The organism is Rhodomicrobium sp. R_RK_3, assembly GCF_002198715.1.
Lineage (GTDB): Bacteria > Pseudomonadota > Alphaproteobacteria > Rhizobiales > Rhodomicrobiaceae > R-RK-3.
Genome location: NZ_MWLK01000013.1, coordinates 133,779 through 153,695, shown reverse-complemented (window position 1 = coordinate 153,695; position 19,917 = coordinate 133,779). Strand labels below are relative to the sequence as shown.

Sequence of the window (19,917 nt, the reverse complement as noted above, 5' to 3'; positions counted from 1 at the left end):
ACCTGCCCTGGGTCAGCTCTCCCCACCCGTGCCCAACTCCAAGTAGCAGCGCTTTGCGAGATGCGTCAAAGCAAAGCCGGCAATGCCGCTCCGGAACGGCCGGCGCTGTGGCCAAAATGCCGAAAAAACGCGGTGGGCGCTCAGGATTTGAGCGCTTCCGCCTCGACCTCTTCCTCGGCGGCATCGTCCTCGTCGAAGCCGCCATTCATGGCAAGCCCGTCGTCGAAGCCCTCGCCGAGCGCCACCGCCAGCGGCAGGGTGACGATCTTGCCCTTACGCACCGCGATGGCCAGCCGCCCGGCCTTGATCGCCAGCGCGTCCTCGCCGAACAGCTCGCGCCGCCAGCCATGCAGCGCCGCGACCTCGGCATTGTCGTCGAGCGCGATCTTGTCGAGATCGTCGGTGGTGGCGATCAGCTTGGCCGCCACGTCATGCTTGGCCGCGACCGCCTTCAGCAGCACCCGGAACAGGTCGGCGACCGCGAGCGCGGAGGGCGGCAAGGGCTCGCCCAGCTCCAGCACCGGCAATTCGGCGGCGGGGCGGGCCAAAGCCCGGTTCACCGCCTCGACCAGTTCGCGGCCGCGCGCCGAACGGGCAAAGCCGTCATGGATGGTGCGCAGCTTGGACAGCTCCTCGAGCGTCTTGGGCGCCTGCACCAGCACGTCATAGATGGTGTCGTCCTTGATGACGCGGCCGCGCGGCACGTTCTGGCTCTGCGCCGCCCGCTCGCGCCAGGCCGCAACCTCGATCATGATCGCCAATTCGGTGGGCGTGCGCGCCCGCATCTTCAGCCGCTTCCAGGCATCCTCAGGCTGCGTCTCGTAATTGCCTGGATTGACCAGCTCGGCCATTTCCTCGTCGAGCCAGGAGGCGCGGCCGGTGGTCTCGAGCCGGCTCTTCAGCTTGAGATAGATGCCGCGCAGATGGGTGACGTCGCCAAGCGCATAATGAAGCTGCTTGTCGCTCAAGGGCCGGCGCGACCAGTCGGTGAAGCGCGAGCTCTTATCCAGATTCTTACGCATCAGCCGCTTGACCAGCGCGCCGTAGCTCGCCGCTTCGCCGAAGCCGCAAACCATCGCCGCGATCTGCGTGTCGAAGATCGGCAAGGGGATGATGCCCGCAAGGTTGTGAACGATTTCAACGTCCTGGCGCGCGGCGTGGAAGACCTTGACGACCCCGGGATCGGACATCAGTTCGAAGAACGGCGCCAGATCGAGCTTGTCCGCGAGCGGATCGACGACGGCTTCCGCCTCCGGCCCGGCGAGCTGGATCAGGCAGAGATTGGGCCAATAGGTCGACTGCCGCATGAACTCGGTGTCAACCGCGACGAAATCGGATTTGGCGAGCCGCCGACATATTTCGGCCAGATCGTCCGTTGTGGAAATAATCGGAATCGCATTCATGCTAAATTTATATAGGAGCGTAATCGGCTTGTCCCCTGTTATAGGGCACGGGTTGACAAGAGCCTTTGGCCATGCGTTTTTCGGCGCTCACGAGGGCCATTTCGGGCCGCCTGGATGTCGCATTTTCGCACATTCCCGCCCGCCCCGACGCATTACCGGAAAGTTTGAGCCATGGAAAAGACAGTCAGCAAAAAAACGCCGGCAAAGGCCAAGGCTGAGCAGGGCGCGCTGCCGGCCTATCGCAGCCATGTCTGCGGCGAATTGCGCAAGGGCAATGTCGGCGAGACCGCGCGGCTGTCGGGCTGGGTACACCGGGTGCGCGACCATGGCGGCCTCCTGTTCATCGACCTGCGCGACCATTACGGCATCACCCAATGTGTGGTCGAGCCGGAGAGCCCGGCCTTTAAGCTCGCCGAAAAGGTGCGCGCCGAATGGGTGATCCGCGTCGATGGCCGTGTCGATGCTCGCTCCGAGGCAACCGTCAACCCGAACATGGCGACCGGCGAGATCGAATTGCGCATCACCGCGCTCGACGTGCTGTCGGAAGCCGCCGAGCTGCCGGTGCCGGTCGCGGGCGAGCCGGACTATCCCGAGGAGACGCGGCTGCAATACCGCTTCCTCGATCTGCGCCGCGAGACCATCCATCGCAACATCATGAAGCGCTCGGCGATCATCGCCTCGATCCGCCGCCGCATGACCGAGGCCGGCTTCTTCGAATTCCAGACCCCGATCCTGACCGCTTCGAGCCCCGAAGGCGCGCGGGACTTCCTGGTGCCCTCGCGCCTGCACCCGGGCAAGTTCTACGCCCTGCCGCAGGCGCCGCAGCAGTTCAAGCAACTGCTGATGATCTCCGGCTTCGACCGCTATTTCCAGATCGCCCCCTGTTTCCGCGACGAGGACCCGCGCGCCGACCGGCTGCCCGGCGAATTCTACCAGCTCGACATCGAGATGAGCTTTGTCGAGCAAAATGACGTCTTCGCCGCCATGGAGCCGGTGATCCGCGAAACCTTTGCCGAATTCGCCGACGGCAAGCCGGTGACGCAGACCCTGCCGCGCATCGCCTATGACGAAGCGATCGCCAAATACGGCTCCGACAAGCCCGATCTGCGCAACCCGATCGTGATGCAGGATGTCAGCCAGCATTTCGCCGGCTCCGGCTTCAAGATTTTCGCCCAGATGCTGGAAAAGGACCGCAAAGCGCGCGTTTGGGCGATCCCGGCGCCGACCGGCGGCAGCCGCGCTTTCTGCGACCGCATGAATAGCTGGGCGCAGCAGCAGGGCCAGCCGGGGCTCGGCTATATTTTCTACCGCGAGGGCGAGGCGGCGGGGCCGGTCGCCAAGAATATCGGTCCCGAGCGCTCCGACGCGCTGCGCGACCAGCTCGGCCTGAAGGAAGGCGACGCGGTTTTCTTCACCGCCGGCGACCCGGCCAAGTTTTATAAATTCGCGGGCGAGGCGCGCAACCGCGTCGGCGAAGAGCTCGGCCTGACCCGCAAGGACCGCTTCGAGCTGGCCTGGATCGTCGATTTCCCGTTCTACGAATGGAACGAGGAAGAGAAGAAAATCGACTTCTCGCACAACCCCTTCTCGATGCCGCAAGGCGGCATGGAGGCGCTGTCCGGCTCGGGCGACAATGACGCGCTGCTGGGCCTGAAAGCCTATCAATATGACCTCGTCTGCAACGGCTATGAAATCGCCTCGGGCGCCATCCGCAACCACAAGCCCGAGATCATGTACCGGGCCTTCGAGATTGCCGGCTACGGGCCGGACGTGGTCGACAGCAAGTTCGGCGGCATGATCCGGGCGCTGAAATATGGCGCGCCGCCGCATGGCGGCATGGCCGCCGGCATCGACCGGCTGGTGATGCTGCTGGTCGGCGCCCAGAATCTGCGCGAGGTGACGCTGTTCCCGATGAACCAGAAGGCGGAAGACCTGCTGATGGGCGCGCCCTCGGAAGTCTCGCCGCGGCAATTGCAGGAGCTGCATATCCGCCTCAGCCTGCCGAAAGGCTGACCGGCGCGCTTGACGGATAGCGATCAATTGTGATAGCTATCGCTCATGATTAGTGCCGAACAGATTAAGGCCGCGCGTGCCCTGCTGCGCCTGGAGCAGGAGGAGCTGGCGCGCCGCGCCGGCATCTCCGTCAGCACCATCCGGCGGCTGGAAGCGGCAGGCGGCGAGCCGGTCGTCGCCGGCGCGACCCTCGATCATGTGGTCAAGATCCTGCAGGAGGCGGGCGTGGAATTCATTCATCAGGGTGTCAGCCTGACGGCCAAATCCGGCGATGCGGATGCGCTGTTCGGACGGCTGCGCGCCATTGCCGAACGAGCGGCGGCGCAAAATCCCGGCCGCGACTGGCTAAGCGACGCCGATCTTTACGACGATGACGGCCTGCCGCGTTGATCGCCATCGACACATCGGCGCTGATCGCCATCTTCCGGCTGGAGCCGGAGGCGGACCGCTTGCTGAAGGCGATCGTCAGCGCGGACCGGCGGCTGATCTCCGCGCTGAGTGTTTTAGAGGCCTCGATGGTGATGAGCGGCGGCGCCTATGGCGCGGCGGCCTTCGAGCCGCTGGATGAGTTTCTAGCCGAGGCCGGGGTAGAGGTCGTTGCCTTCGACGCCGAGCAGGCGCAGATCGCCCGCGCCGCCTTTCTGCGCTACGGCAAGGGGCGGCACAAGGCGGCGCTGAACCTGGGCGATTGCGCCTCCTATGCGCTGGCGAAGGCCAAGGGCGTGCCGCTCTTGTTCAAAGGCGGCGATTTTGGACAGACGGATGTGATGCAGGCGGTTGCGGCGGGTTAGAAGCGCTTGAGGGCTTCCACCGCGGCCGCGTTGCCTAGATCCGCAGCTCTTTGGTACCAGTGCCGCGCGTCTTCGCGGCTGCGTTCCACACCGCGTCCGTGTTCATGAAAATCGGCGAAATTATAGCTGGCAACGGCGTTTCCCATGTCGGCGGCCTTACGAAACAGTCGGGCAGCCTCCACGTCATCCCGGGTGACGCCGCGACCCTCGCTATACATGTAGCCGAGATTGCAGATGGCGTAGGTGTTGTTGAGTTCGGCCGCCTTACGGAATAGCCGCACAGCTTCCGCATCGTCGCGAGCCGCGCCGCGGCCTTGTTGGTACATCTGACCGAGATTGTTGATGCCGGGCGCGTTACCCATTTCGGCAGCCTTCCGAAAAAGCCGTACGGCCTCCGCATCATCTTGAGCGACGCCTTGACCTTCCATATACATCCAGCCAAGGAAATTATATGCAGGGCCGTAAGCTAGATCCGCCGACTTGCGGAAATAAGCAACGGCTTGTCTGTAATCCCGCGATCTGCCATTGCGGCCGTAATAAAAATCGTCTCCGCGCTTATAGAGCTCGGCCGCGTCGTCCGTTGACATAAGAACCGAACTCGCGCCATTCGCCATCACGCGCCGCTCGCGCAAGGCCGCGTAGATTTTTTCCCGGTTCATCACAGGCTCGCAATGCTTTGTGTTGAACGGCATTGGGATGTCGCTGAAAATGAGGCCGGGGGATCTGACTGTAATCAACTTGCCCTGATTGTCAGCGCGATGCGCTTCCGCCACCACCCAGCGCGATTTCACCGAATTAGGTGTCCATATGACGATCACCGCATCGGCCTCGTCGATCCGGCGCTTGATCAGTTCGGGGAACTCATCTCCAGGCAAGAGGCTTGTATCCCACCAAGTGCGGTACCCCCTCGCCTCCAGATCCGCCGCGAGCGCTTCAGTATGGTCCGAATCTTGCTTGCAATATGAAATGAAAATTTCTGGCATAAGCGGCCCTTCAATTCTTTCTTTATCATATGGCACCCCGATATAAAGTCCTTTCAAAACGCGGGTAACGGATCTCCGGCATATATGGGACTTGGCGCGGGGCGAAAGGACGTGATGGGTCTCGATTTTCTTCCGCTCACCGCCGCTTTGACCGGCATCATCGCGGCGCGCTACCTGATCGTCTCCGGGCTGGCCTATTGGCTGCTCTGGCAGCGCGGCGGGGAGAAGCTGGCCGCCAAGCGCCTCAACCGCGACCGGCCGATGCGGCGTCTCATCCTGCAGGAAATCCGGCTGTCGCTGCTGTCCTCGGCGGTCTATGCCGCGCCGACCGCCTACGCCCTCTCGGCCTGGCTCAATGGCGGCACGCTGATCTATACCGACTGGCGCGCCTATGGCGGCTTGCCCTATCTGGCGCTCAGCGCCTTTGCCTATCTCGTCATCCAGGACAGCTATTATTACTGGGCGCACCGGCTGATGCATCACCCGCGCCTGTTCCGCTGGACCCATGCCGGCCATCACAAGTCCCGCCAGCCGACGCCCTTCGCCTCCTTCGCCTTCGATCCGGCCGAGGCGCTGTTCACCGCCTGGCTGCTGCCGGCGATGGTCTTCATCATCCCCATCCATATGGGCCTGCTGATCGGCCTGTTGATGCTGATGACGGTGACGGCGGTGATGAACCACTCCGGCTGGGAGATGCTGCCCGCCCGCTTCGTGCACGGCCCCATCGGGCGGCACCTGATCTCGGCGACGCATCACAGTCTGCATCACACCAGGTTCGACGCCAATTACGGCCTCTATTTCCGCTTCTGGGACCGGCTGATGGGCACCGACGCCATGCCGAAAGCGCCCGAGGTCCCGCAGGCAGGCCGCCGCTTCGCCAAAACCTGAGGGAAAAAAGCAGATGGCCCCCGAAGGGGCCATCGATCATCGTTTCCTTGCGAGCGCTCAGGCGGCTTACTGATAGCGCTTGCGGTAGAGCCGGTTCTCGTCGAGGTCGTATTCGAAGCGGAACAGGCCCGGCGACACCGAATGGTTCGAGCCGATGCCTTCCCAGAAATCCACCGTCAGCCGACGCAGCGTATATTCGCAGGTGATCTCGCAATCATACCAATTGCCGCCCGGTCCCGGCGTGCGGACCTGATCGCCCCAGCGGCCCCGCCGCACCGGCGCGGTGACCGTTTTGCCGCCAAAAGTCGCTTCCGCGGTGATATAGCGGTAGCCCTCGTCATCGCCGTAGCGATCCTTGCAGCGCTTGCCCTTGCAGGTGCCTGCGTCCGCGAGCCCGGCAAAGCCGACACTCAACGCCGCGACGGCCGCAACGCCGAGCGCGGTCTTGAAAAACTGCCCCATCGTCAACTCCAATTGCTTCAATTGGTATCCCTGTCTAACCCTTCTGGGACCATAAGGTTGAAAAACGGCAAAGTCTAACGACGAAAATTTTCGACCCGAGGCGCCAGGGCAACAGCCGCGCCCTCTTCGGGACGGCCGTGCCCGGCCCGTCACGGCCGCGCTTGAAAGCGCTCGCGGCGCCTGCTAACGGGACCGTCATGGACAGCGCGGCGAAAATCTTTGCTTATTGCGAACGCGGCTTGGACCCTAGCTTCTGGGCCGAGCCTTTCAATGCCATCACCAATATCGGCTTCATCATCGGCGCCGCTTTCGCCCTGCGCGAGCTGATCGCGCGGCCGAAGACCGAGCCCAAGCTGTTCCGCTATTTCCTGGTGCTGACGGTCTTCGTCATCGGCATTGGCAGCTTCCTCTTCCACACCTATGCGACGCCTTGGGCGTCGGCGGCCGATGTCATTCCGATCGGCATCTTCATGCTCGCCTATCTCGGCTATGCGCTTTATGCCTTCGCCGGCTTGCCGCTGCTGCTGACGCTGCCCGCCATTGCCGGTTTCGCCTGGGTCATCGAGCAGGCGATGCAGGTGCAATGCGACGCGCTCGGCTTTTCGCTGCCGCTGCTGCAGAAGACCAATTGCCTCAATGGCAGCTTCGGCTATCTGCCCGCACTCGCCGCGATGCTGCTGATCGGCGCCTGGCTGACCGTCCGCCGCCATCCGACCGCGCCCTATGTCCTGGGCGCTTCGCTGGTGTTCATGATCTCCGTCACGCTGCGCGCCACCGACCGCATCTGGTGCAACGACATTTCCTTCATGGGCAAGGCCATTGGCACCCACTTCCTTTGGCATATGTGTAACAGCACCGTGCTGTTCCTGCTGGTGCTTGCGGCGGTGCGGCACGGCGCGCATGGGCCCGTGCCGGCCGGGACACGGCAAACGGCCTGAGCTTGGGCCCCGCGCTTCAGGAGTTGAAAGCCGCCGGTCCCTGGCGCATAAATCGCCCGGGGCACGGCACGGCCTGCCCGCTGCGGACATGGCGGAACCGGTAGACGCAACGGACTTAAAATCCGTTTCCCGTAAGGGAGTGAGGGTTCGAGTCCCTCTGTCCGCACCATTTGATTTTTGCTGTTTTTGATGGCCTCTAACATCTTGAACGGTATGGATAAATCGGCGGTTCGAAAGCCCTCTTTCCGGTGATAGGATAAGGGCCGTCCAAATGCCAGCCGGAGCACCATTCGGCGATCAGTGATGCCACCTTTTTCCCATAGTTTCCAAGGGTTTGAGAGAAAATTGAGCGCGGTTCGAAAGGTTTCGTCGAACGGGGCCAGCGGACGCCCGCAGGAACGCACTTTTTCACTCAGCGCGACCTTGCGCCCCTCCAGCTTCACGATCTGGTCTTCGTAGACGGATATCAGCGCCGATTGACAGCAAGTTCATCGCCGAAAGCCTGATCCCCTTGAGCGGCTCGTCGAACAGCCAGTATTTCGAGCTTCGAGCGCGGGAATGGCTGGAGAGCTTGCTCAAATCCCTGATCGAAACGCGCGGGCGCGTCAGTCTTCCGGCGCTCTGGCGGACCATCGGCCTGATCGAGACCAGCCCGCAAGGCTGGGCGGACCGGCTGGAGGCGATGCTCGCCTCGTCATTCGACGGCGTGCGCCGCGCGGGGGCTGAGATGTTGGCCAAGCAGCAGGACAGCCCCAAGGAGTTCGGCGGCATCCTGGGCGAGCTATACGCGCATTTGAGCTTTCTCGACGATCCGGGCTTGCTGGCCTTCCTCGAAGAGGGGGATTTTTCGCTCCAGGCGCTGACCGATGCGGGACGGACTTCAAAAATCTTCCTCAACATCGCGGCGGAATATCTCTCGCTCTGGTCGCCGCTGATCCGGCTCTTCTTCACCGTCTCCATCCTCTATAAGTCCCGCCAGCCGGGAGCCGCGCGGGTGATGCTGCTGGTGGATGAGGCAGGCCAGCTCGGACGCTTCGAAGGGCTGCTCCGCGCCTTCACATACGGGCGCGGGGCTGGGGTGCGCGCTTGGGCAATTTTTCAGGATGCCGGGCAGATCGTGCGCAACTTTGGCGCTCCGGCGCTGCAAGGCTTCATCGGCTCGGCGCAGATGCGCCAATTCTTTGGCGTCCGGGATTACGAGACGGCGCGGCTCGTCTCGCAAATGCTCGGCTCCGAAACGCTTATCTATGATGACAGGCTGCGCCAGGACGAAGCGCGGCGGCACAAGCGTCAGGCCATGCAGCGGCTACTCGCCGGAGACGATCCGTTCTCTGCCGTCTTCGACGCCGCGCATTTTGGCCGCGCCGCCGAGACGCGGGCCAAGCAGGCGCGTTCTCTCCTGACGCCGGATGAAGTCTTGAGTATCCCTGAAGACCGGCAAATCCTCTTCATCTCGGGGAAGAACCTCAAGCCGATCCTCGCAAACAAATACCCGTATTTCACGAGGGCAGAGATGGCCGGGCTCTATCTCCCGAACCCCTATCATCCGCCAGGGGACAAGGTGCTCATCGCCACGCGCTTCGGCTCTAAATGGGCGGACATCATCCGGGAGAAAGCGCCGCTCTCACAGAGCCGATTCCCCCAGCATCAGAGCGGCTTTCGGTCATACGTGAAGGGGTACGCGCTTTAACCCCGCTCCGGAGATCCGCCATGAGCCGCGATGACGATCATTCTTCCAGCAAGCCCAGCCACATTGCCTATTCTGTCCGTGAAGGCAAAGAAGGCAAGAGCTACTTCAACCGCGTCGGCAGTGCGTTCGAACACGGGGACGGCAAGGGATTCAATATCAAGCTCGATGCCATGCCGGTCAACGGTCAGGTGGTGCTGCGCACGCCGCAGGAACGCCTTGAAGAAAAGCGCAAGGGCGAGGATCGCCGGGATCGCCGCGATGACCGCCGCTCTTCGCGGGATCGTGACGAGCGATGACCGGCAGAGAAGCCTTCGGGCGGGCGGCGGTGGATATCGCCACCCGCGCCGAGCTGGACAGCCGCGTCAAGGCCAGGGCGAGGCCCAGAGCCGAGATGCATCTCACCATTGGCGGCGCGGAAGAACGCATCGTTCATTCCCAGCTCAACGCCGCCAATGAAAACCGCATCCGGCATCTGCAAGAGCGGCTGGATGCGCTGCGCTCGGGTTTGAAGGAGACCCAGGCCAAGGCCCGGCTGACGGGGAAGGCGCAGGGTGATTTCGGGAGGTCGCGTGATGGACCGGGATAAGCTCATTGCCCTCCGGGCACATTTAGGGACGGCGCGGACCGTGCCCGCCGCCGCTCCCGCCAAACCTTCCCGCGTGCAGAAGAATTTGAGCATCCCGGCGGCGGATGCCGAGCGCATGAAAGGGCTCGCCGCGCGCGACAATCTCAGCCAGGCCGGGCTGCTGGTGGCGGCGCTGGACGCCTATGAAGCCCTTCACGGCAAGCGCGCGTGATGTGCGATGAGATTCCTCACCAGCCTCCTCGGCATCATCGCCGCCCTCATCATGCTCGGCGTCTCGGCGGCGATGAACTATCTCTTTCTGTCCTCTCTCGGCAAGACGCCGCTCGAAGGCCAGGTGCTAGGCGCGGCATCTGCCGCTGCTGACGGCCTTAAGGCGCTCCTGCCGTTCTTCATCTTCTGGGGCTGGCGCTCCGGGCGCTATGCGGTGGCTGTGCCGGGCTTTGCGGTCTGGCTGTTCTTCTCCGGCTTCTCGCTGCTCTCGGCCATTGGCTTTGCCGCCGACAACCGGGGCGTCTTCAGCCACACCCGCGAAAACGTCAATGCCGCCCACGAGACCGCGCGCGCCGAACTTGGCGCGGCGGAAAACCGAATGCAGGACATCCCGAAGCATCGGCCCGTGGCCGTCGTCACGGAAGATATGGAGCGCCACAAGCAGGACCGGCGCTGGAGCCGGGCGAAAGAGTGTACCGAGGCGACGCTCCCCGAGAGCCGGGAGTATTGCGCGCGCTATTACGAATTGCGCGCCGAGCTTGCCTCCGGCGTCGAAAGCGAGCGGCTTCAGGCAAAGATCGCCGCACTGAAAGAGCAAACCGACCGGCTGAGGATCGAAGGGGCCGGGCAGGATGCCGATCCGCAAGTCTCACTGCTGGCCCGCGTGCTTGGCCATGAGCACAGCCGCGTGCGGCTCGCGCTCATCATCGTCGTGGCGCTGCTGGTGGAAATCGGTTCCTCCCTCGGGCTATTCCTCGCGACCAGCCATAGCGAGCTGTTTGGGAGCAAGACGGAAAAAGCAAACCGTGCGGAGGTGGAGGCCGAGCCTTCGGCCAGCGCACCGGAAAAGCCTCGCGCACAGGCAACGCCTTCAAGGAAGGCCAAGGGCAAGCCGGTCGGTGCGGTCGAGGATTTTTGTCTGGAATGTTTGACCTCCGCGCCGGAGGGGAAACTCACGCTGGCGGAGTTGTTCGCGGCCTATGAAGCGTGGTGCAAGGTAAGGGAAGTCGCGCTGCTGCCCAGAAGTAAATTCGAAAAATCCTTCGAAAAGATCGCCAGACAAATAGGGGTGTCCGGTACGGCAGGGCGATATAGCGGGATTGGCATATCCGCGTAGGTCTGCCATTTCCTTTAATATCTGGTTGCGGTAATCCGCTTGAATGAACGCACTGGAACTTCTCGAAATCGCCGCTTCAGCCATCGAAACATTTGTCGCAAGTGAGCCGGAACTGTTCGCAGTGGATGTGAACGAGCGGAGCCTAAGCGCCCGGCTTGCCCTGCATCTTCAGCACCGCTTTCCGGAATGGCACGTCGATTGTGAATACAATCGCCTCGGCGATGGAATAAAACGCCTGCCTCGGCCTGAAGGGACGAGTACCGATGACCGGCAAGGCCGCACGATTTATCCCGATATCATCGTCCATCGCCGGGGCGAGCGCTCCAACCTCCTCGTTATCGAGGTCAAGAAGCACGACAACGATGATACTGACCGGGACGTTGAAAAGCTGACCGGCCTTACCGAGCCGGGCGGTGAGTACGCCTATCGGCACGGAATCCATCTTATTCTCGATTGCACTCGCGGCATCGTCGGCAACGTCATGGTGTATACTGAAGGCCGAATCGATGAGCCTCTGGCGGTCTGGATGAAACTTCGGCTGTCTGGCCCTGAGGCGCGGGCGATACTGGAGAGGGCGACGGCGGAGTTTCGCCGTAGGACTATCGATAGAGAGGCGTAATGAAGAGCCGAGCATGAGCGAAGACGATCAAGACAAACCGGAAATGCCCAAGGAATTTCCTGGCGGAAAGATGATCCGCGCGGGAATGCAGGTGGCGGGCGGTGCAATCCCGTTCCTGGGAGGGCTGCTCGGGGCTGCGGCTGGCGCGTGGTCAGAACACGAACAGGACAAGGTGAGGAAGGTCTTCGAGCAATGGCTGCAAATGCTCGAAGACGAAATGCGGGAAAAAGCAAGGACCATCGCCGAGATCGCCGCTCGTATCGATCTGGGGGATGAACGCATCCGCGAGCGGATTGAGTCCCCCGAATATCAGGGGCTCATGAAAAAGGCTTTCCGCAATTGGCAAAACATCGATAGCGAGAGCAAGCGCCACAAGGTCCGAAATATCCTTTCGAATGCAGCGGCCACGAACCTCGCGAGCGATGATGTGATCCGGCTCTTTCTCGACTGGATCGACCGATATTCCGATTTCCATTTCGCGGTGATTTCAGAAATTTATAACAACGGCCCGATTGGCCGCGCCGATATCTGGGACAATCTCGGCAAGGAGCCTGTGCGAGAGGATTCAGCCGAAGCGGATTTGTTTAAGCTGCTCGTTGGCGATCTTAGCCTGGGACGGGTGATCCGCCAGAAACGTGATACCGATGGCGCTGGAAATTTCGTGAAGAAACAACGCGCTGGAATAAGCCGCCCGAAGGCGATGGTAAGTCACACGATGAAGTCTGCCTTCGACAACAAGGACCTCTATGTCCTGACGGATCTGGGCACGCAATTCGTGCATTATGCGATGAATGAGTTGGTGCCGCGCGTAAGCTTCAGCGACAAGGCATTCACGTCGGATGCAGCATCTGCGGAAGAGTCTGAATTTCGTCGCGCCGGGTAATAGGCGTCTTATGTGCCAGATCGCCGGAATCCCCGCGCGCTAATCGAACATATGCGGTCGAACGCTCTGGGCGTGGTGGAAAATCTGCTCGATATGGACCACGCTCTCGCGCACGGAATAATAGACCACGTGCGAGCCGTGAGGATATTGGCGAAGGCCGGGCCTGAATTCATCGGCTGAGCGGCCCAGATAGGGGAAGTCGGCCAGAAGCCCGAACATGCGGTGACAGGCTTCATGGTAGGCTTCGGCTTGCGCCGGGCCGTGCTGGTCGTGAGTGTAGATATAGATGTCTTCGAGGGATTGCTCAGCCGCGCGGGAGAGAACGTAGTTAGCCATTCTCTCTCTTAGCGATCTTTGCGAGGGCCGCGTCCTTGATGTCCTGCATGGTGCGGGTGCTGCGCGGGCCATCGGCGGCGCGGTTCAGGGCCGATTTCATGCGCGCAAGCTGCTCGTCGCGCGGCAGGGCCTGCCATGCGCGGATATCCTCGGCGCTTGGCGTCGCCGAGGGCATTACATCGTCAAGAACACGAATCTTGTCCATCTTTGAACTATAGCATAGCCCGGACCTAAAATTCCAGAAAATGGCTGATTTTATCGCTCCGGCTCCCTGTCCTGGCCTCGGCTGGCGGGCTTGGGCTGGCGTCCGGCGCGCAGGACCTGTAGCCGTTCGGCATGGCTTGGCGCACGGGTTTTTGCCTCGGCTTGTGCCGTCTGCGGTGCCTTGGTCGGTGCTGGCGCTGCGGCCTGCCGGAAGCGGGTTTGCAAGGTTGGTGCGGTTTCCTGTTCCATCTGCTTGTAGGTCTGCCGGTCCTGCCGAATATCCCGCATAAGCGCGGCGTGGTGCTCGCGCACGGTTTTGATTTGACGCTGTAACTCCCGGCGTTCCCGCATCTGGGCGAAGATCAGCGCCTCGCGTTGCTGCCGGTCGCGCTGGACGGCGGTATAAGCTTCATGCTCGTTCTGCTCGCGGACGCGGGTATATTCGCCGCTTACCCTTTGCCACAGGCCCTTCATGCCGGATTGCAGGCGGGAGGCCCATTCGCGGGTCTCCGTGTTCCAGCGCTCCTGCTGCTTCTGCTCCAGCATTGCGCGTTCTTCGCGCTGCTGGCGGGCCATCCCTGCGCGGCGCTCTTCCAGCGGCTCCAGATCGCGCCGTTTTTGCTGCTCGGCTTCGGCCCTGTGACGCTGGAAAGTCTGCGCCATTTCGCTGGCGTGCCGCGCCTTGGCTTCCTCGACCTTCGGCAGGTCTTTGGGATCGCCCAGCCTGGCGGTGATCTCCTTCGTCTTCTTGCCGGTATAGCGGGCGACGGAGAGCACCTCGCCGTCATGCGTCACCGCGACATGGCCGCGCCGGTCGCCTTGCGCCAGGATCAGGCCGCGCTGCTCCAACGCCTGCGCGAAGGCGGCGCGTGAATCCGATACCGCCCAGCACTCCTGCATGAGCGTTTTGAGGTCGCGGGCATCCTGGCCCACGCGCTTCGCCTGCTGCCATTCGGCCAGGGAAAAATTACGAGGATCGCGCTCGGAGGAATTCATCAGCCCGCGCGGCATCTGCCAGTCATGTTCCAGATACAGCTCGCGCGACACGTCGCGCAGCTTGAGCTTGAAATGAGAGAGGTTTCGGGCCGTCATAGTCTCGGCGTCGATGCGCGACCAGACGCAGTGCGCGTGCCTGCGGCCTTCTTTCTCGTGGAAGACGACGATGCGCGGCTGTCCGGCAAGGCCGGTCTTTTCCTCGATGCGCTCGATGGCGCTCTCGAAGGTCTCAACTTTGACGTTCTCGGATTCCGGCGGGTTGAGCGAGACAGAAAACAGGAACTGCTTGCAGCGTGTTCCCTTGGCAATCGCCTGGGCTTCCTTGAGGGCTTCCGTCAAATCCTCGGAAACGAAGCCGCGCACCTCATGCAACTCCACATGCTCATTGTCACCCACGCGCAAGAGATGGCGGGCGAGCTGCTTCGGCCCGCCGCGCTGAGAGGCTTTCAGGATCATGGCTTAGCGCTCCTGAATGCCGAGCGCCGTCATGAGCATATGTTTGATGGCGCGGATATCGCGGCAGGCGGCCTGAAGGTCACTCTCGGTTTCAGGGCTGACGGGCAGCGAGCCGGTATTCACCGCCTTGGCCAGTTGATTGAGATTGCTGGCCAGGCGCGAGGCTCCAAGCTGGCTTAGCACATGGGCCAGGGCCTTGTGGTCCTTGACGGGGAATTTGCTCCGGGTTCGGCGTTTGATTGCCGGATTCGCATCGCCTTCGCCGAACAGGCAGGCGCGTATATACGCGCCTAGCGAGGTTCCGGCGGCGCGGCGCTCAAGCTGCTGGCGCTCCTCTGGTGTCAGCCGCAACGAAAACGGCGGCGGTCTTTTGGTGTTGTCGGTATCTTGCATGGTCGTCGTCAAAACAGCCGCGCGCACTGTCTCTCGGCATGAGAGGCAGCTCAAAGCGGCATCGATTGTGGTTGAAAGAAAAGCCGCCTTCGGGGGGAAGGCGGCGCAAAATATGAGGGCTATAGCCGGGGTTCGGAATCGCTCAAAGCGGCGTTCCAGTCGGCCAAAATATCAAAAAGCTGGTTCGAGGTTTCTCCGCGCAGGTGCACCATCGGCCGCGCACAATGTTTTCCAATCGTCCGCATGTGGCGGGTGACGCTGCCTCCGGTCGCGGGCCGGCGCGTTCGACCCTTGCCGCCTGCCGGACGCCATGGCAGAAATCGGCCATGCTCGATCCCTCGCTCGCCGGCCGGCTGACCTTCCGGCACCAGATGCCGTCCCGGCCGCCATTGCCGCCCGGCCGGCACGATCTCGGCCTGTTCGAGACCCGGGACGCCGTCCTGATCGTGCCCGAGGGCATAGACGCGGCGCAGCCGGTGCCGTTGATGGTGCTTTTCCATGGCGGCGGCGGCGGCGCGGAAAAGATCCTGCCGGTGATGCGGGGCCATGCGGAGGCCAACAGGTTCCTGCTGCTGGTGCCGCAATCGCTAATGCCGACCTGGGATATCGTCATCGCCGGCAATGGCCCCGACCGCGAGCGGCTCGACATGGCGCTGGCCGAGGTCGCCTCGCGCTTCACGCTGGATGCGGCGCGCTTTGCCTTCGCCGGCCATTCCGACGGCGGCAGCTATTCGCTCTCCAACGGCCTCTGCAACGGCGACATCGTCACCCATATCCTCGCCTTCTCCGCCGGTTTCATGACCGCGCTGCACCAGGAAGGGGCACCCTATATTTTCATCGCGCATGGTTCGAAGGACGAACAGACGCCGGTCGAGACGGCGGGCAGGGCGCACGCCGCCCGGCTGAAACAGGCCGGCTACGACGTGACCTATATCGAATATGACGGCCCGCATAAGTCGCAGCCGCATATCGTCGAGGTCGCGGTGCGGTATTTTCTGAACTATCCGTTCGCGAAGGGAAAAACCAGCCCCCACCCACCCGCCTGACGGCGGGAGCCCTCTCGCTCAAGGGGAGAGGGCGGACGCGCAAGCGGCCGGGTGAGGGGGCTTTTGCGGCCATAATGCGCAATAACCCCGGCCGCTAAAACCCAAGCAAATGCCCCGCGATCAGCGCGCCGGTGCCGGTGGCGATGCCGAGGCCCATATGGCGGCGGGCGAGGAAATACATCGCGACGCCCAGCGCAAAGGCGCCCAGCCGCACCGGCGTGCTGAGATCGGCGAGGGCGCCGGGCGGAAAGATCACGATGCGGGCGATCAGCCCCGCGACCAGCGCCGTCGACACCGCCTTCACCCAGGCGATCGCCGCGCCGGTCTCGGAGAGGCCGCTCGACAGGAAGACCCCGGCAAAGCGCCAGATGGCCGTCGCCGCGACGCCCGCGATCAGGATGTAGAGCGTCCAGTTCATGGCTGCCCTCCGTCCTTCAGGCCGTAGCGTGCGATCAGGAAGCTCGCCGTGCCGCCGATCAGGCCGGTCAGCACCAGATCGAGCTCGGGCGTCAGGATGTGGAAGACCGGGCCGAGGACGAAGCCGAGAACGATTGGCATGATGGCCGCCGCCGAGCGCGCGCCGCCGAGCATGGCCAGCAGGAAATAGATCGGCGTCATGAACAAAAGCGCGGCGGCGATCACCGGGGGCACCTGCGCGGCGAGGAAGAAGCCGGCGAGGCCGCCCATCGACGAGACGCTGACCAGCAGGCCCGCGATGCCGAGCGCATAGGCGGCGCGCAGATGGCGCGGCACGCCCGGCGCGCGGCGCATGGACTCGACCCACATGGTGATGGCGACGAAATTGGCGACGGCAAATTCCATCCATTTCGGCACCCGCCGGTGGCGCAGCATGGGCAGCAGCGCGACGGTCATCGGCAGCAGCCGCACGCCCGTCGCGGTGACGGCGAGGGTGGCGGTCAGCACCGAGGCGCCGCGCGCGATCTGATCGACCAGCACGACCTGACCGGGCAGGGCGAAGATGAAGACCGACATGAACAGCGTGTCGAGCCAGGAGAGGCCGGTCTCGCGCGACAGCGCGCCGAAGCCGACGAAGGTCAGGGAGAGCACAATGGCGGGGACGAAGGGGGTCTCGCGGGCGCCGCGCCATGCGGCCGTGGCCGGACCGGCTTCGGCCGGCCAGGAGGGATCGGCTGAAAATGTGCCGCTGCCATCCATCGATGCGATCCGTTTGGCGGGGCGTCCCTCGGGACATGCCTGCGCCAATCAAGCTTACGGACTATGGCGGAAAATACCAATGCGCGCATCACGCATGCAATCGGCCCAATTTGCATAGCTTGCAGGCAGTTTGCGCGAATTATGAGCAATCGCGCCCGGCAAACGAAAAAGGGGCGCGGCGAACCGCACCCCTTCGTCAAATTCTCGGGCCCTAAGGCTACGGCGTGAGCGGCACTTTCGGCACCAAGCTCTTGCGGCCGCCGCCATCGCCGCCGGATTGGCCGCCGCCGGGAGGCGACTTCTTCGGCCGCCGGGGAGCGCCGCCGTCGGAGGAGGGCGGCCGCTTGGCGGCTTTCGCCTTGACCTCGGCGGTTTCCTCTTCCGGCTCGTCGATCTCGCCGTCTTCGCCATCCTCGTCGTTCGGGTTCTTCACCTTCTCGCGCGCCTCGACGATCTCGAAGCCGAGCGTCTTCTTGCCGGGCTCCTTCTCCTCGACGGTGACGCGGACGGTGCCGCCGCCTTCCAGCCTGCCGAACAGCAGCTCTTCGGCGAGCGGCTGCTTGATATTGGCCTGGATGACGCGGGCCAGCGGCCTTGCGCCGAACTGCTCGTCATAGCCGTGCTCGATCAGCCATTCGGCCGCTTCCGGGCTTAGCTCGATGGTGACGTTCCGGTCGGCCAGTTGAGCTTCGAGCTGGAACACGAACTTTTCGACCACCTTGCCGATGACGTCGCGCGGCAGGTTCTGGAAGCCGATGACCGCGTCCAGACGGTTGCGGAACTCCGGCGTGAACAGGCGCTGGATGGCATCCTGATCGTCGCCTTCGCGCTTGGTCCGGTTGAAGCCGAAAGCGCTCTTGGCAAGGTCGGAAGCGCCCGCATTGGTCGTCATGATGAGGATGACATTGCGGAAATCCACCTGCTTGCCGTTGTGGTCGGTCAGCTTGCCGTGGTCCATCACCTGCAACAGCACGTTGAACAGATCCGGATGCGCCTTCTCGATTTCGTCGAGCAGCAGCACGCAATGCGGATGCTGGTCGATGCCGTCGGTCAAAAGGCCGCCCTGGTCGAAGCCGACATAGCCGGGAGGCGCACCGATCAGGCGCGACACCGTATGCCGCTCCATGTATTCCGACATGTCGAAGCGCAGGAGCTCGACGCCGAGCAGGTTGGCCAATTGCCGCGCCACTTCGGTCTTGCCGACGCCGGTCGGGCCGGAGAACAGGTAGGAGCCGATCGGCTTTTCCGGTTCGCGCAGGCCCGCACGGGCCAGCTTGATCGCCGAAGACAGCGCCGTGATCGCCTGATCCTGGCCGAACACCACCCGCTTCAGATCGGTTTCCAGATTGCGCAGCAGGTCGCTGTCGCTCTTGGACACCGTTTTCGGAGGAATGCGGGCCATGGTCGCGACCGTGGTCTCGACCTCGCGCAAGCCGATGGTCTTCTTCCGCTTGGAGTTCGGCAGCAGCATCTGCGAGGCGCCGGTCTCGTCGATCACGTCGATCGCCTTGTCCGGGAGCTTGCGGTCATGGATGTACTTCGCCGACAGCTCGACCGCAGCCTTGATCGCCTGCTGGGTGTAGCGGACCTTGTGGAAGTCCTCGAAATAGGGCTTCAAGCCCTTCAGGATTTCCACCGCGTCCAGCACGGTCGGCTCGGCGACGTCGATCTTCTGGAAGCGCCGGACGAGCGCCCGGTCCTTCTCGAAATGCTGGCGATATTCCTTATAGGTGGTCGAGCCGATGCAGCGCAGCGTTCCGGACTGGAGCGCGGGCTTCAACAGGTTCGAGGCATCCATCGCGCCGCCCGAGGTGGCGCCGGCGCCGATCACCGTATGGATTTCGTCGATGAACATGATCGCGCCCGGATAGGCTTCGATCTCGCGCATCACGGCCTTCAGCCGCTCCTCGAAATCGCCGCGATAGCGGGTACCGGCGAGCAATGCGCCCATGTCGAGCTGGAAGATGGTGGCGTTGGCCAGGACTTCGGGCACTTCGCCGCGCACGATCTTGCGGGCGAGGCCTTCCGCGATGGCGGTCTTGCCGACGCCGGGATCGCCGACGAACAGCGGGTTGTTCTTCTGGCGGCGGCAGAGCACCTGGATGGTGCGGTCGATCTCCTTGCCACGGCCGATCAGCGGATCGATCCGCCCGTCGCGCGCCTTGTCGTTGAGATTGACGCAATAGACATCCAGCGCATCCCCGGCGCGCTTCTTTTCTTCACCTGCTTCCACCGTGGCCGCATCCTCATCCACGCCCCTCACCGCGCGCGGCTCAGACATGCCGGGGCGCTTGGCGATGCCATGGGAAATGTAATTGACGGCGTCGAACCGCGTCATCTCCTGCTCCTGCAGGAAATAGGCCGCATGGCTCTCGCGCTCGGCGAAGATCGCCACGAGCACATTGGCTCCGGTGACTTCCTCGCGGCCGGAAGACTGCACATGCACGACGGCACGATGGATCACGCGCTGAAAGCCGGCGGTCGGCTGCGCTTCGGTTTCCTGATCCACCACCAGATTGTCGAGGTCGTTGTCGAGGTAGTCGATGAGTTTGCCGCGCAACAGATCCAGATCGACATTGCAGGCGCGCATCACGGCGGCCGAGTCACGGTCGTCGATCAGCGACAAGAGCAAGTGCTCGAGCGTTGCATATTCGTGAGAGCGCTCATTGGCAAACTCGAGCGCCCGGTGAAGGGACTCTTCAAGACTGGAAGAAAACGAGGGCACGG

23 protein-coding genes and 1 tRNA gene are annotated in these 19,917 nt (G+C 63.0%); 14 read left to right on the top strand and 10 right to left on the bottom strand.

Translation table 11 applies throughout. The features are described from left to right. Positions 1–140 precede the first annotated feature (140 nt). Entirely contained in the window at positions 141–1,388 is a 1,248-nt protein-coding gene (gene rnd / locus BLEFHOIH_RS06450) for a ribonuclease D (RefSeq protein WP_088343735.1), read from the bottom strand. A gap of 243 nt (positions 1,389–1,631) precedes the next feature. Here rnd and aspS point away from each other — a divergent pair, with 243 nt between their 5' ends. The 3 genes from aspS to BLEFHOIH_RS06435 are packed head-to-tail and all read left to right on the top strand — an operon-like array spanning position 1,632 to position 4,207. Beyond that, a complete protein-coding gene (gene aspS / locus BLEFHOIH_RS06445; protein ID WP_088343734.1) occupies positions 1,632–3,416 on the top strand; it encodes an aspartate--tRNA ligase in 1,785 nt (594 codons plus the stop codon). A gap of 45 nt (positions 3,417–3,461) precedes the next feature. Next, positions 3,462–3,806, top strand: coding sequence for a helix-turn-helix transcriptional regulator (locus tag BLEFHOIH_RS06440; protein WP_088343692.1), 345 nt, complete (start codon positions 3,462–3,464; stop codon positions 3,804–3,806). Then, a complete protein-coding gene (locus BLEFHOIH_RS06435) occupies positions 3,803–4,207 on the top strand; it encodes a type II toxin-antitoxin system VapC family toxin (RefSeq protein WP_088343691.1) in 405 nt (134 codons plus the stop codon). The genes BLEFHOIH_RS06440 and BLEFHOIH_RS06435 overlap by 4 nt, the downstream gene beginning before the upstream one ends. On the opposite strand, the gene BLEFHOIH_RS06430 is transcribed toward BLEFHOIH_RS06435, so the two are convergent. Beyond that, positions 4,204–5,190, bottom strand: a complete 987-nt coding sequence (locus BLEFHOIH_RS06430; protein ID WP_088343690.1) for a toll/interleukin-1 receptor domain-containing protein — start codon at positions 5,188–5,190, stop codon at positions 4,204–4,206. The genes BLEFHOIH_RS06435 and BLEFHOIH_RS06430 overlap by 4 nt on opposite strands. Positions 5,191–5,304: 114 nt before the next feature. Between BLEFHOIH_RS06430 and BLEFHOIH_RS06425 the strand changes: the two genes are divergently transcribed. Continuing rightward, entirely contained in the window at positions 5,305–6,078 is a 774-nt protein-coding gene (locus BLEFHOIH_RS06425) for a sterol desaturase family protein (protein WP_088343689.1), read from the top strand. A gap of 66 nt (positions 6,079–6,144) precedes the next feature. Here BLEFHOIH_RS06425 and BLEFHOIH_RS06420 read toward each other — a convergent pair whose 3' ends face one another. After that, complete coding sequence (locus BLEFHOIH_RS06420) at positions 6,145–6,540, bottom strand: hypothetical protein (RefSeq protein ID WP_088343688.1); 396 nt, start codon at positions 6,538–6,540, stop codon at positions 6,145–6,147. Positions 6,541–6,779: 239 nt separating this feature from the next. Here BLEFHOIH_RS06420 and BLEFHOIH_RS06415 point away from each other — a divergent pair, with 239 nt between their 5' ends. From BLEFHOIH_RS06415 to BLEFHOIH_RS06375, 9 genes are all read left to right on the top strand, one after another. Further along, positions 6,780–7,478: a ceramidase domain-containing protein gene (locus BLEFHOIH_RS06415; RefSeq protein WP_170937031.1), complete on the top strand. Its 699-nt coding sequence runs from the start codon at positions 6,780–6,782 to the stop codon at positions 7,476–7,478. An 82-nt stretch (positions 7,479–7,560) separates the two neighbouring features. Then, a tRNA-Leu gene (locus BLEFHOIH_RS06410) sits at positions 7,561–7,647 on the top strand. Positions 7,648–7,941: 294 nt separating this feature from the next. Further along, positions 7,942–9,168 carry a type IV secretory system conjugative DNA transfer family protein gene (locus BLEFHOIH_RS06405; protein WP_088343686.1) on the top strand — a complete coding sequence of 409 codons (1,227 nt, stop codon included), beginning with the start codon at positions 7,942–7,944 and terminating at the stop codon, positions 9,166–9,168. Positions 9,169–9,188: 20 nt separating this feature from the next. Next, a complete protein-coding gene (locus tag BLEFHOIH_RS06400) occupies positions 9,189–9,464 on the top strand; it encodes a hypothetical protein (RefSeq protein ID WP_088343685.1) in 276 nt (91 codons plus the stop codon). Further along, positions 9,461–9,754: a hypothetical protein gene (locus tag BLEFHOIH_RS06395; protein ID WP_088343684.1), complete on the top strand. Its 294-nt coding sequence runs from the start codon at positions 9,461–9,463 to the stop codon at positions 9,752–9,754. The genes BLEFHOIH_RS06400 and BLEFHOIH_RS06395 overlap by 4 nt, the downstream gene beginning before the upstream one ends. Continuing rightward, the gene (locus BLEFHOIH_RS06390; RefSeq protein WP_088343683.1) at positions 9,741–9,965 is read left to right on the top strand and encodes a hypothetical protein; all 225 of its coding nucleotides are present in this window, start codon (positions 9,741–9,743) and stop codon (positions 9,963–9,965) included. The genes BLEFHOIH_RS06395 and BLEFHOIH_RS06390 overlap by 14 nt, the downstream gene beginning before the upstream one ends. Before the next feature lie 51 nt (positions 9,966–10,016). After that, complete coding sequence (locus BLEFHOIH_RS06385) at positions 10,017–11,081, top strand: hypothetical protein (protein ID WP_125461609.1); 1,065 nt, start codon at positions 10,017–10,019, stop codon at positions 11,079–11,081. A 43-nt stretch (positions 11,082–11,124) separates the two neighbouring features. Then, a complete protein-coding gene (locus BLEFHOIH_RS26130) occupies positions 11,125–11,700 on the top strand; it encodes a hypothetical protein (RefSeq protein ID WP_125461608.1) in 576 nt (191 codons plus the stop codon). 13 nt (positions 11,701–11,713) lie between these two features. Next, complete coding sequence (locus BLEFHOIH_RS06375) at positions 11,714–12,583, top strand: hypothetical protein (protein WP_088343680.1); 870 nt, start codon at positions 11,714–11,716, stop codon at positions 12,581–12,583. A gap of 39 nt (positions 12,584–12,622) precedes the next feature. Here BLEFHOIH_RS06375 and BLEFHOIH_RS06370 read toward each other — a convergent pair whose 3' ends face one another. The 4 genes from BLEFHOIH_RS06370 to BLEFHOIH_RS06360 all read right to left on the bottom strand — a co-directional run bounded on the left by BLEFHOIH_RS06370 (position 12,623) and on the right by BLEFHOIH_RS06360 (position 14,968). Then, positions 12,623–12,919 (bottom strand): type II toxin-antitoxin system RelE/ParE family toxin, encoded by a 297-nt coding sequence (locus BLEFHOIH_RS06370; RefSeq protein ID WP_170937029.1) that lies wholly within the window; start codon positions 12,917–12,919, stop codon positions 12,623–12,625. Beyond that, complete coding sequence (locus BLEFHOIH_RS26600) at positions 12,912–13,124, bottom strand: hypothetical protein (protein WP_170937028.1); 213 nt, start codon at positions 13,122–13,124, stop codon at positions 12,912–12,914. Before BLEFHOIH_RS26600 ends, BLEFHOIH_RS06370 begins: the two co-directional genes overlap by 8 nt. 50 nt (positions 13,125–13,174) lie before the next feature. Beyond that, positions 13,175–14,482 (bottom strand): relaxase/mobilization nuclease domain-containing protein, encoded by a 1,308-nt coding sequence (locus BLEFHOIH_RS06365; protein WP_210191658.1) that lies wholly within the window; start codon positions 14,480–14,482, stop codon positions 13,175–13,177. A 96-nt stretch (positions 14,483–14,578) separates the two neighbouring features. After that, positions 14,579–14,968, bottom strand: a complete 390-nt coding sequence (locus BLEFHOIH_RS06360; RefSeq protein WP_088343733.1) for a hypothetical protein — start codon at positions 14,966–14,968, stop codon at positions 14,579–14,581. A gap of 326 nt (positions 14,969–15,294) precedes the next feature. On the opposite strand from BLEFHOIH_RS06360, the gene BLEFHOIH_RS06355 reads away from it, so the two are divergent. After that, positions 15,295–16,014, top strand: coding sequence for an esterase (locus tag BLEFHOIH_RS06355; RefSeq protein ID WP_088343677.1), 720 nt, complete (start codon positions 15,295–15,297; stop codon positions 16,012–16,014). 94 nt (positions 16,015–16,108) lie between these two features. On the opposite strand, the gene BLEFHOIH_RS06350 is transcribed toward BLEFHOIH_RS06355, so the two are convergent. The 3 genes from BLEFHOIH_RS06350 to clpA form a co-directional block, all read right to left on the bottom strand. Continuing rightward, on the bottom strand, positions 16,109–16,432 hold the full coding sequence (locus BLEFHOIH_RS06350) for an AzlD domain-containing protein (protein ID WP_088343676.1): 324 nt from the start codon (positions 16,430–16,432) through the stop codon (positions 16,109–16,111). Next, complete coding sequence (locus BLEFHOIH_RS06345) at positions 16,429–17,190, bottom strand: AzlC family ABC transporter permease (protein WP_088343675.1); 762 nt, start codon at positions 17,188–17,190, stop codon at positions 16,429–16,431. The genes BLEFHOIH_RS06350 and BLEFHOIH_RS06345 overlap by 4 nt, the downstream gene beginning before the upstream one ends. A gap of 217 nt (positions 17,191–17,407) precedes the next feature. Then, positions 17,408–19,915, bottom strand: coding sequence for an ATP-dependent Clp protease ATP-binding subunit ClpA (gene clpA, locus BLEFHOIH_RS06340; protein WP_088343674.1), 2,508 nt, complete (start codon positions 19,913–19,915; stop codon positions 17,408–17,410). Positions 19,916–19,917 lie beyond the last annotated feature (2 nt).

What these genes read in the sequence shown, in the direction of transcription:
- BLEFHOIH_RS06440 (WP_088343692.1), top strand. Translation starts at nt 3,462, where the DNA reads ATGATTAGTGCCGAACAGATTAAGGCCGCGCGTGCCCTGCTGCGCCTG.
- BLEFHOIH_RS06430 (WP_088343690.1), bottom strand. Translation starts at nt 5,190, where the DNA reads ATGCCAGAAATTTTCATTTCATATTGCAAGCAAGATTCGGACCATACT.
- BLEFHOIH_RS06425 (WP_088343689.1), top strand. Translation starts at nt 5,305, where the DNA reads ATGGGTCTCGATTTTCTTCCGCTCACCGCCGCTTTGACCGGCATCATC.
- BLEFHOIH_RS06420 (WP_088343688.1), bottom strand. Translation starts at nt 6,540, where the DNA reads ATGGGGCAGTTTTTCAAGACCGCGCTCGGCGTTGCGGCCGTCGCGGCG.
- BLEFHOIH_RS06400 (WP_088343685.1), top strand. Translation starts at nt 9,189, where the DNA reads ATGAGCCGCGATGACGATCATTCTTCCAGCAAGCCCAGCCACATTGCC.
- BLEFHOIH_RS06395 (WP_088343684.1), top strand. Translation starts at nt 9,461, where the DNA reads ATGACCGGCAGAGAAGCCTTCGGGCGGGCGGCGGTGGATATCGCCACC.
- BLEFHOIH_RS06390 (WP_088343683.1), top strand. Translation starts at nt 9,741, where the DNA reads ATGGACCGGGATAAGCTCATTGCCCTCCGGGCACATTTAGGGACGGCG.
- BLEFHOIH_RS06385 (WP_125461609.1), top strand. Translation starts at nt 10,017, where the DNA reads ATGCTCGGCGTCTCGGCGGCGATGAACTATCTCTTTCTGTCCTCTCTC.
- BLEFHOIH_RS26130 (WP_125461608.1), top strand. Translation starts at nt 11,125, where the DNA reads ATGAACGCACTGGAACTTCTCGAAATCGCCGCTTCAGCCATCGAAACA.
- BLEFHOIH_RS06375 (WP_088343680.1), top strand. Translation starts at nt 11,714, where the DNA reads ATGAGCGAAGACGATCAAGACAAACCGGAAATGCCCAAGGAATTTCCT.
- BLEFHOIH_RS06370 (WP_170937029.1), bottom strand. Translation starts at nt 12,919, where the DNA reads ATGGCTAACTACGTTCTCTCCCGCGCGGCTGAGCAATCCCTCGAAGAC.
- BLEFHOIH_RS26600 (WP_170937028.1), bottom strand. Translation starts at nt 13,124, where the DNA reads ATGGACAAGATTCGTGTTCTTGACGATGTAATGCCCTCGGCGACGCCA.
- BLEFHOIH_RS06360 (WP_088343733.1), bottom strand. Translation starts at nt 14,968, where the DNA reads ATGCAAGATACCGACAACACCAAAAGACCGCCGCCGTTTTCGTTGCGG.
- BLEFHOIH_RS06355 (WP_088343677.1), top strand. Translation starts at nt 15,295, where the DNA reads ATGCTCGATCCCTCGCTCGCCGGCCGGCTGACCTTCCGGCACCAGATG.
- BLEFHOIH_RS06350 (WP_088343676.1), bottom strand. Translation starts at nt 16,432, where the DNA reads ATGAACTGGACGCTCTACATCCTGATCGCGGGCGTCGCGGCGACGGCC.
- BLEFHOIH_RS06345 (WP_088343675.1), bottom strand. Translation starts at nt 17,190, where the DNA reads ATGGATGGCAGCGGCACATTTTCAGCCGATCCCTCCTGGCCGGCCGAA.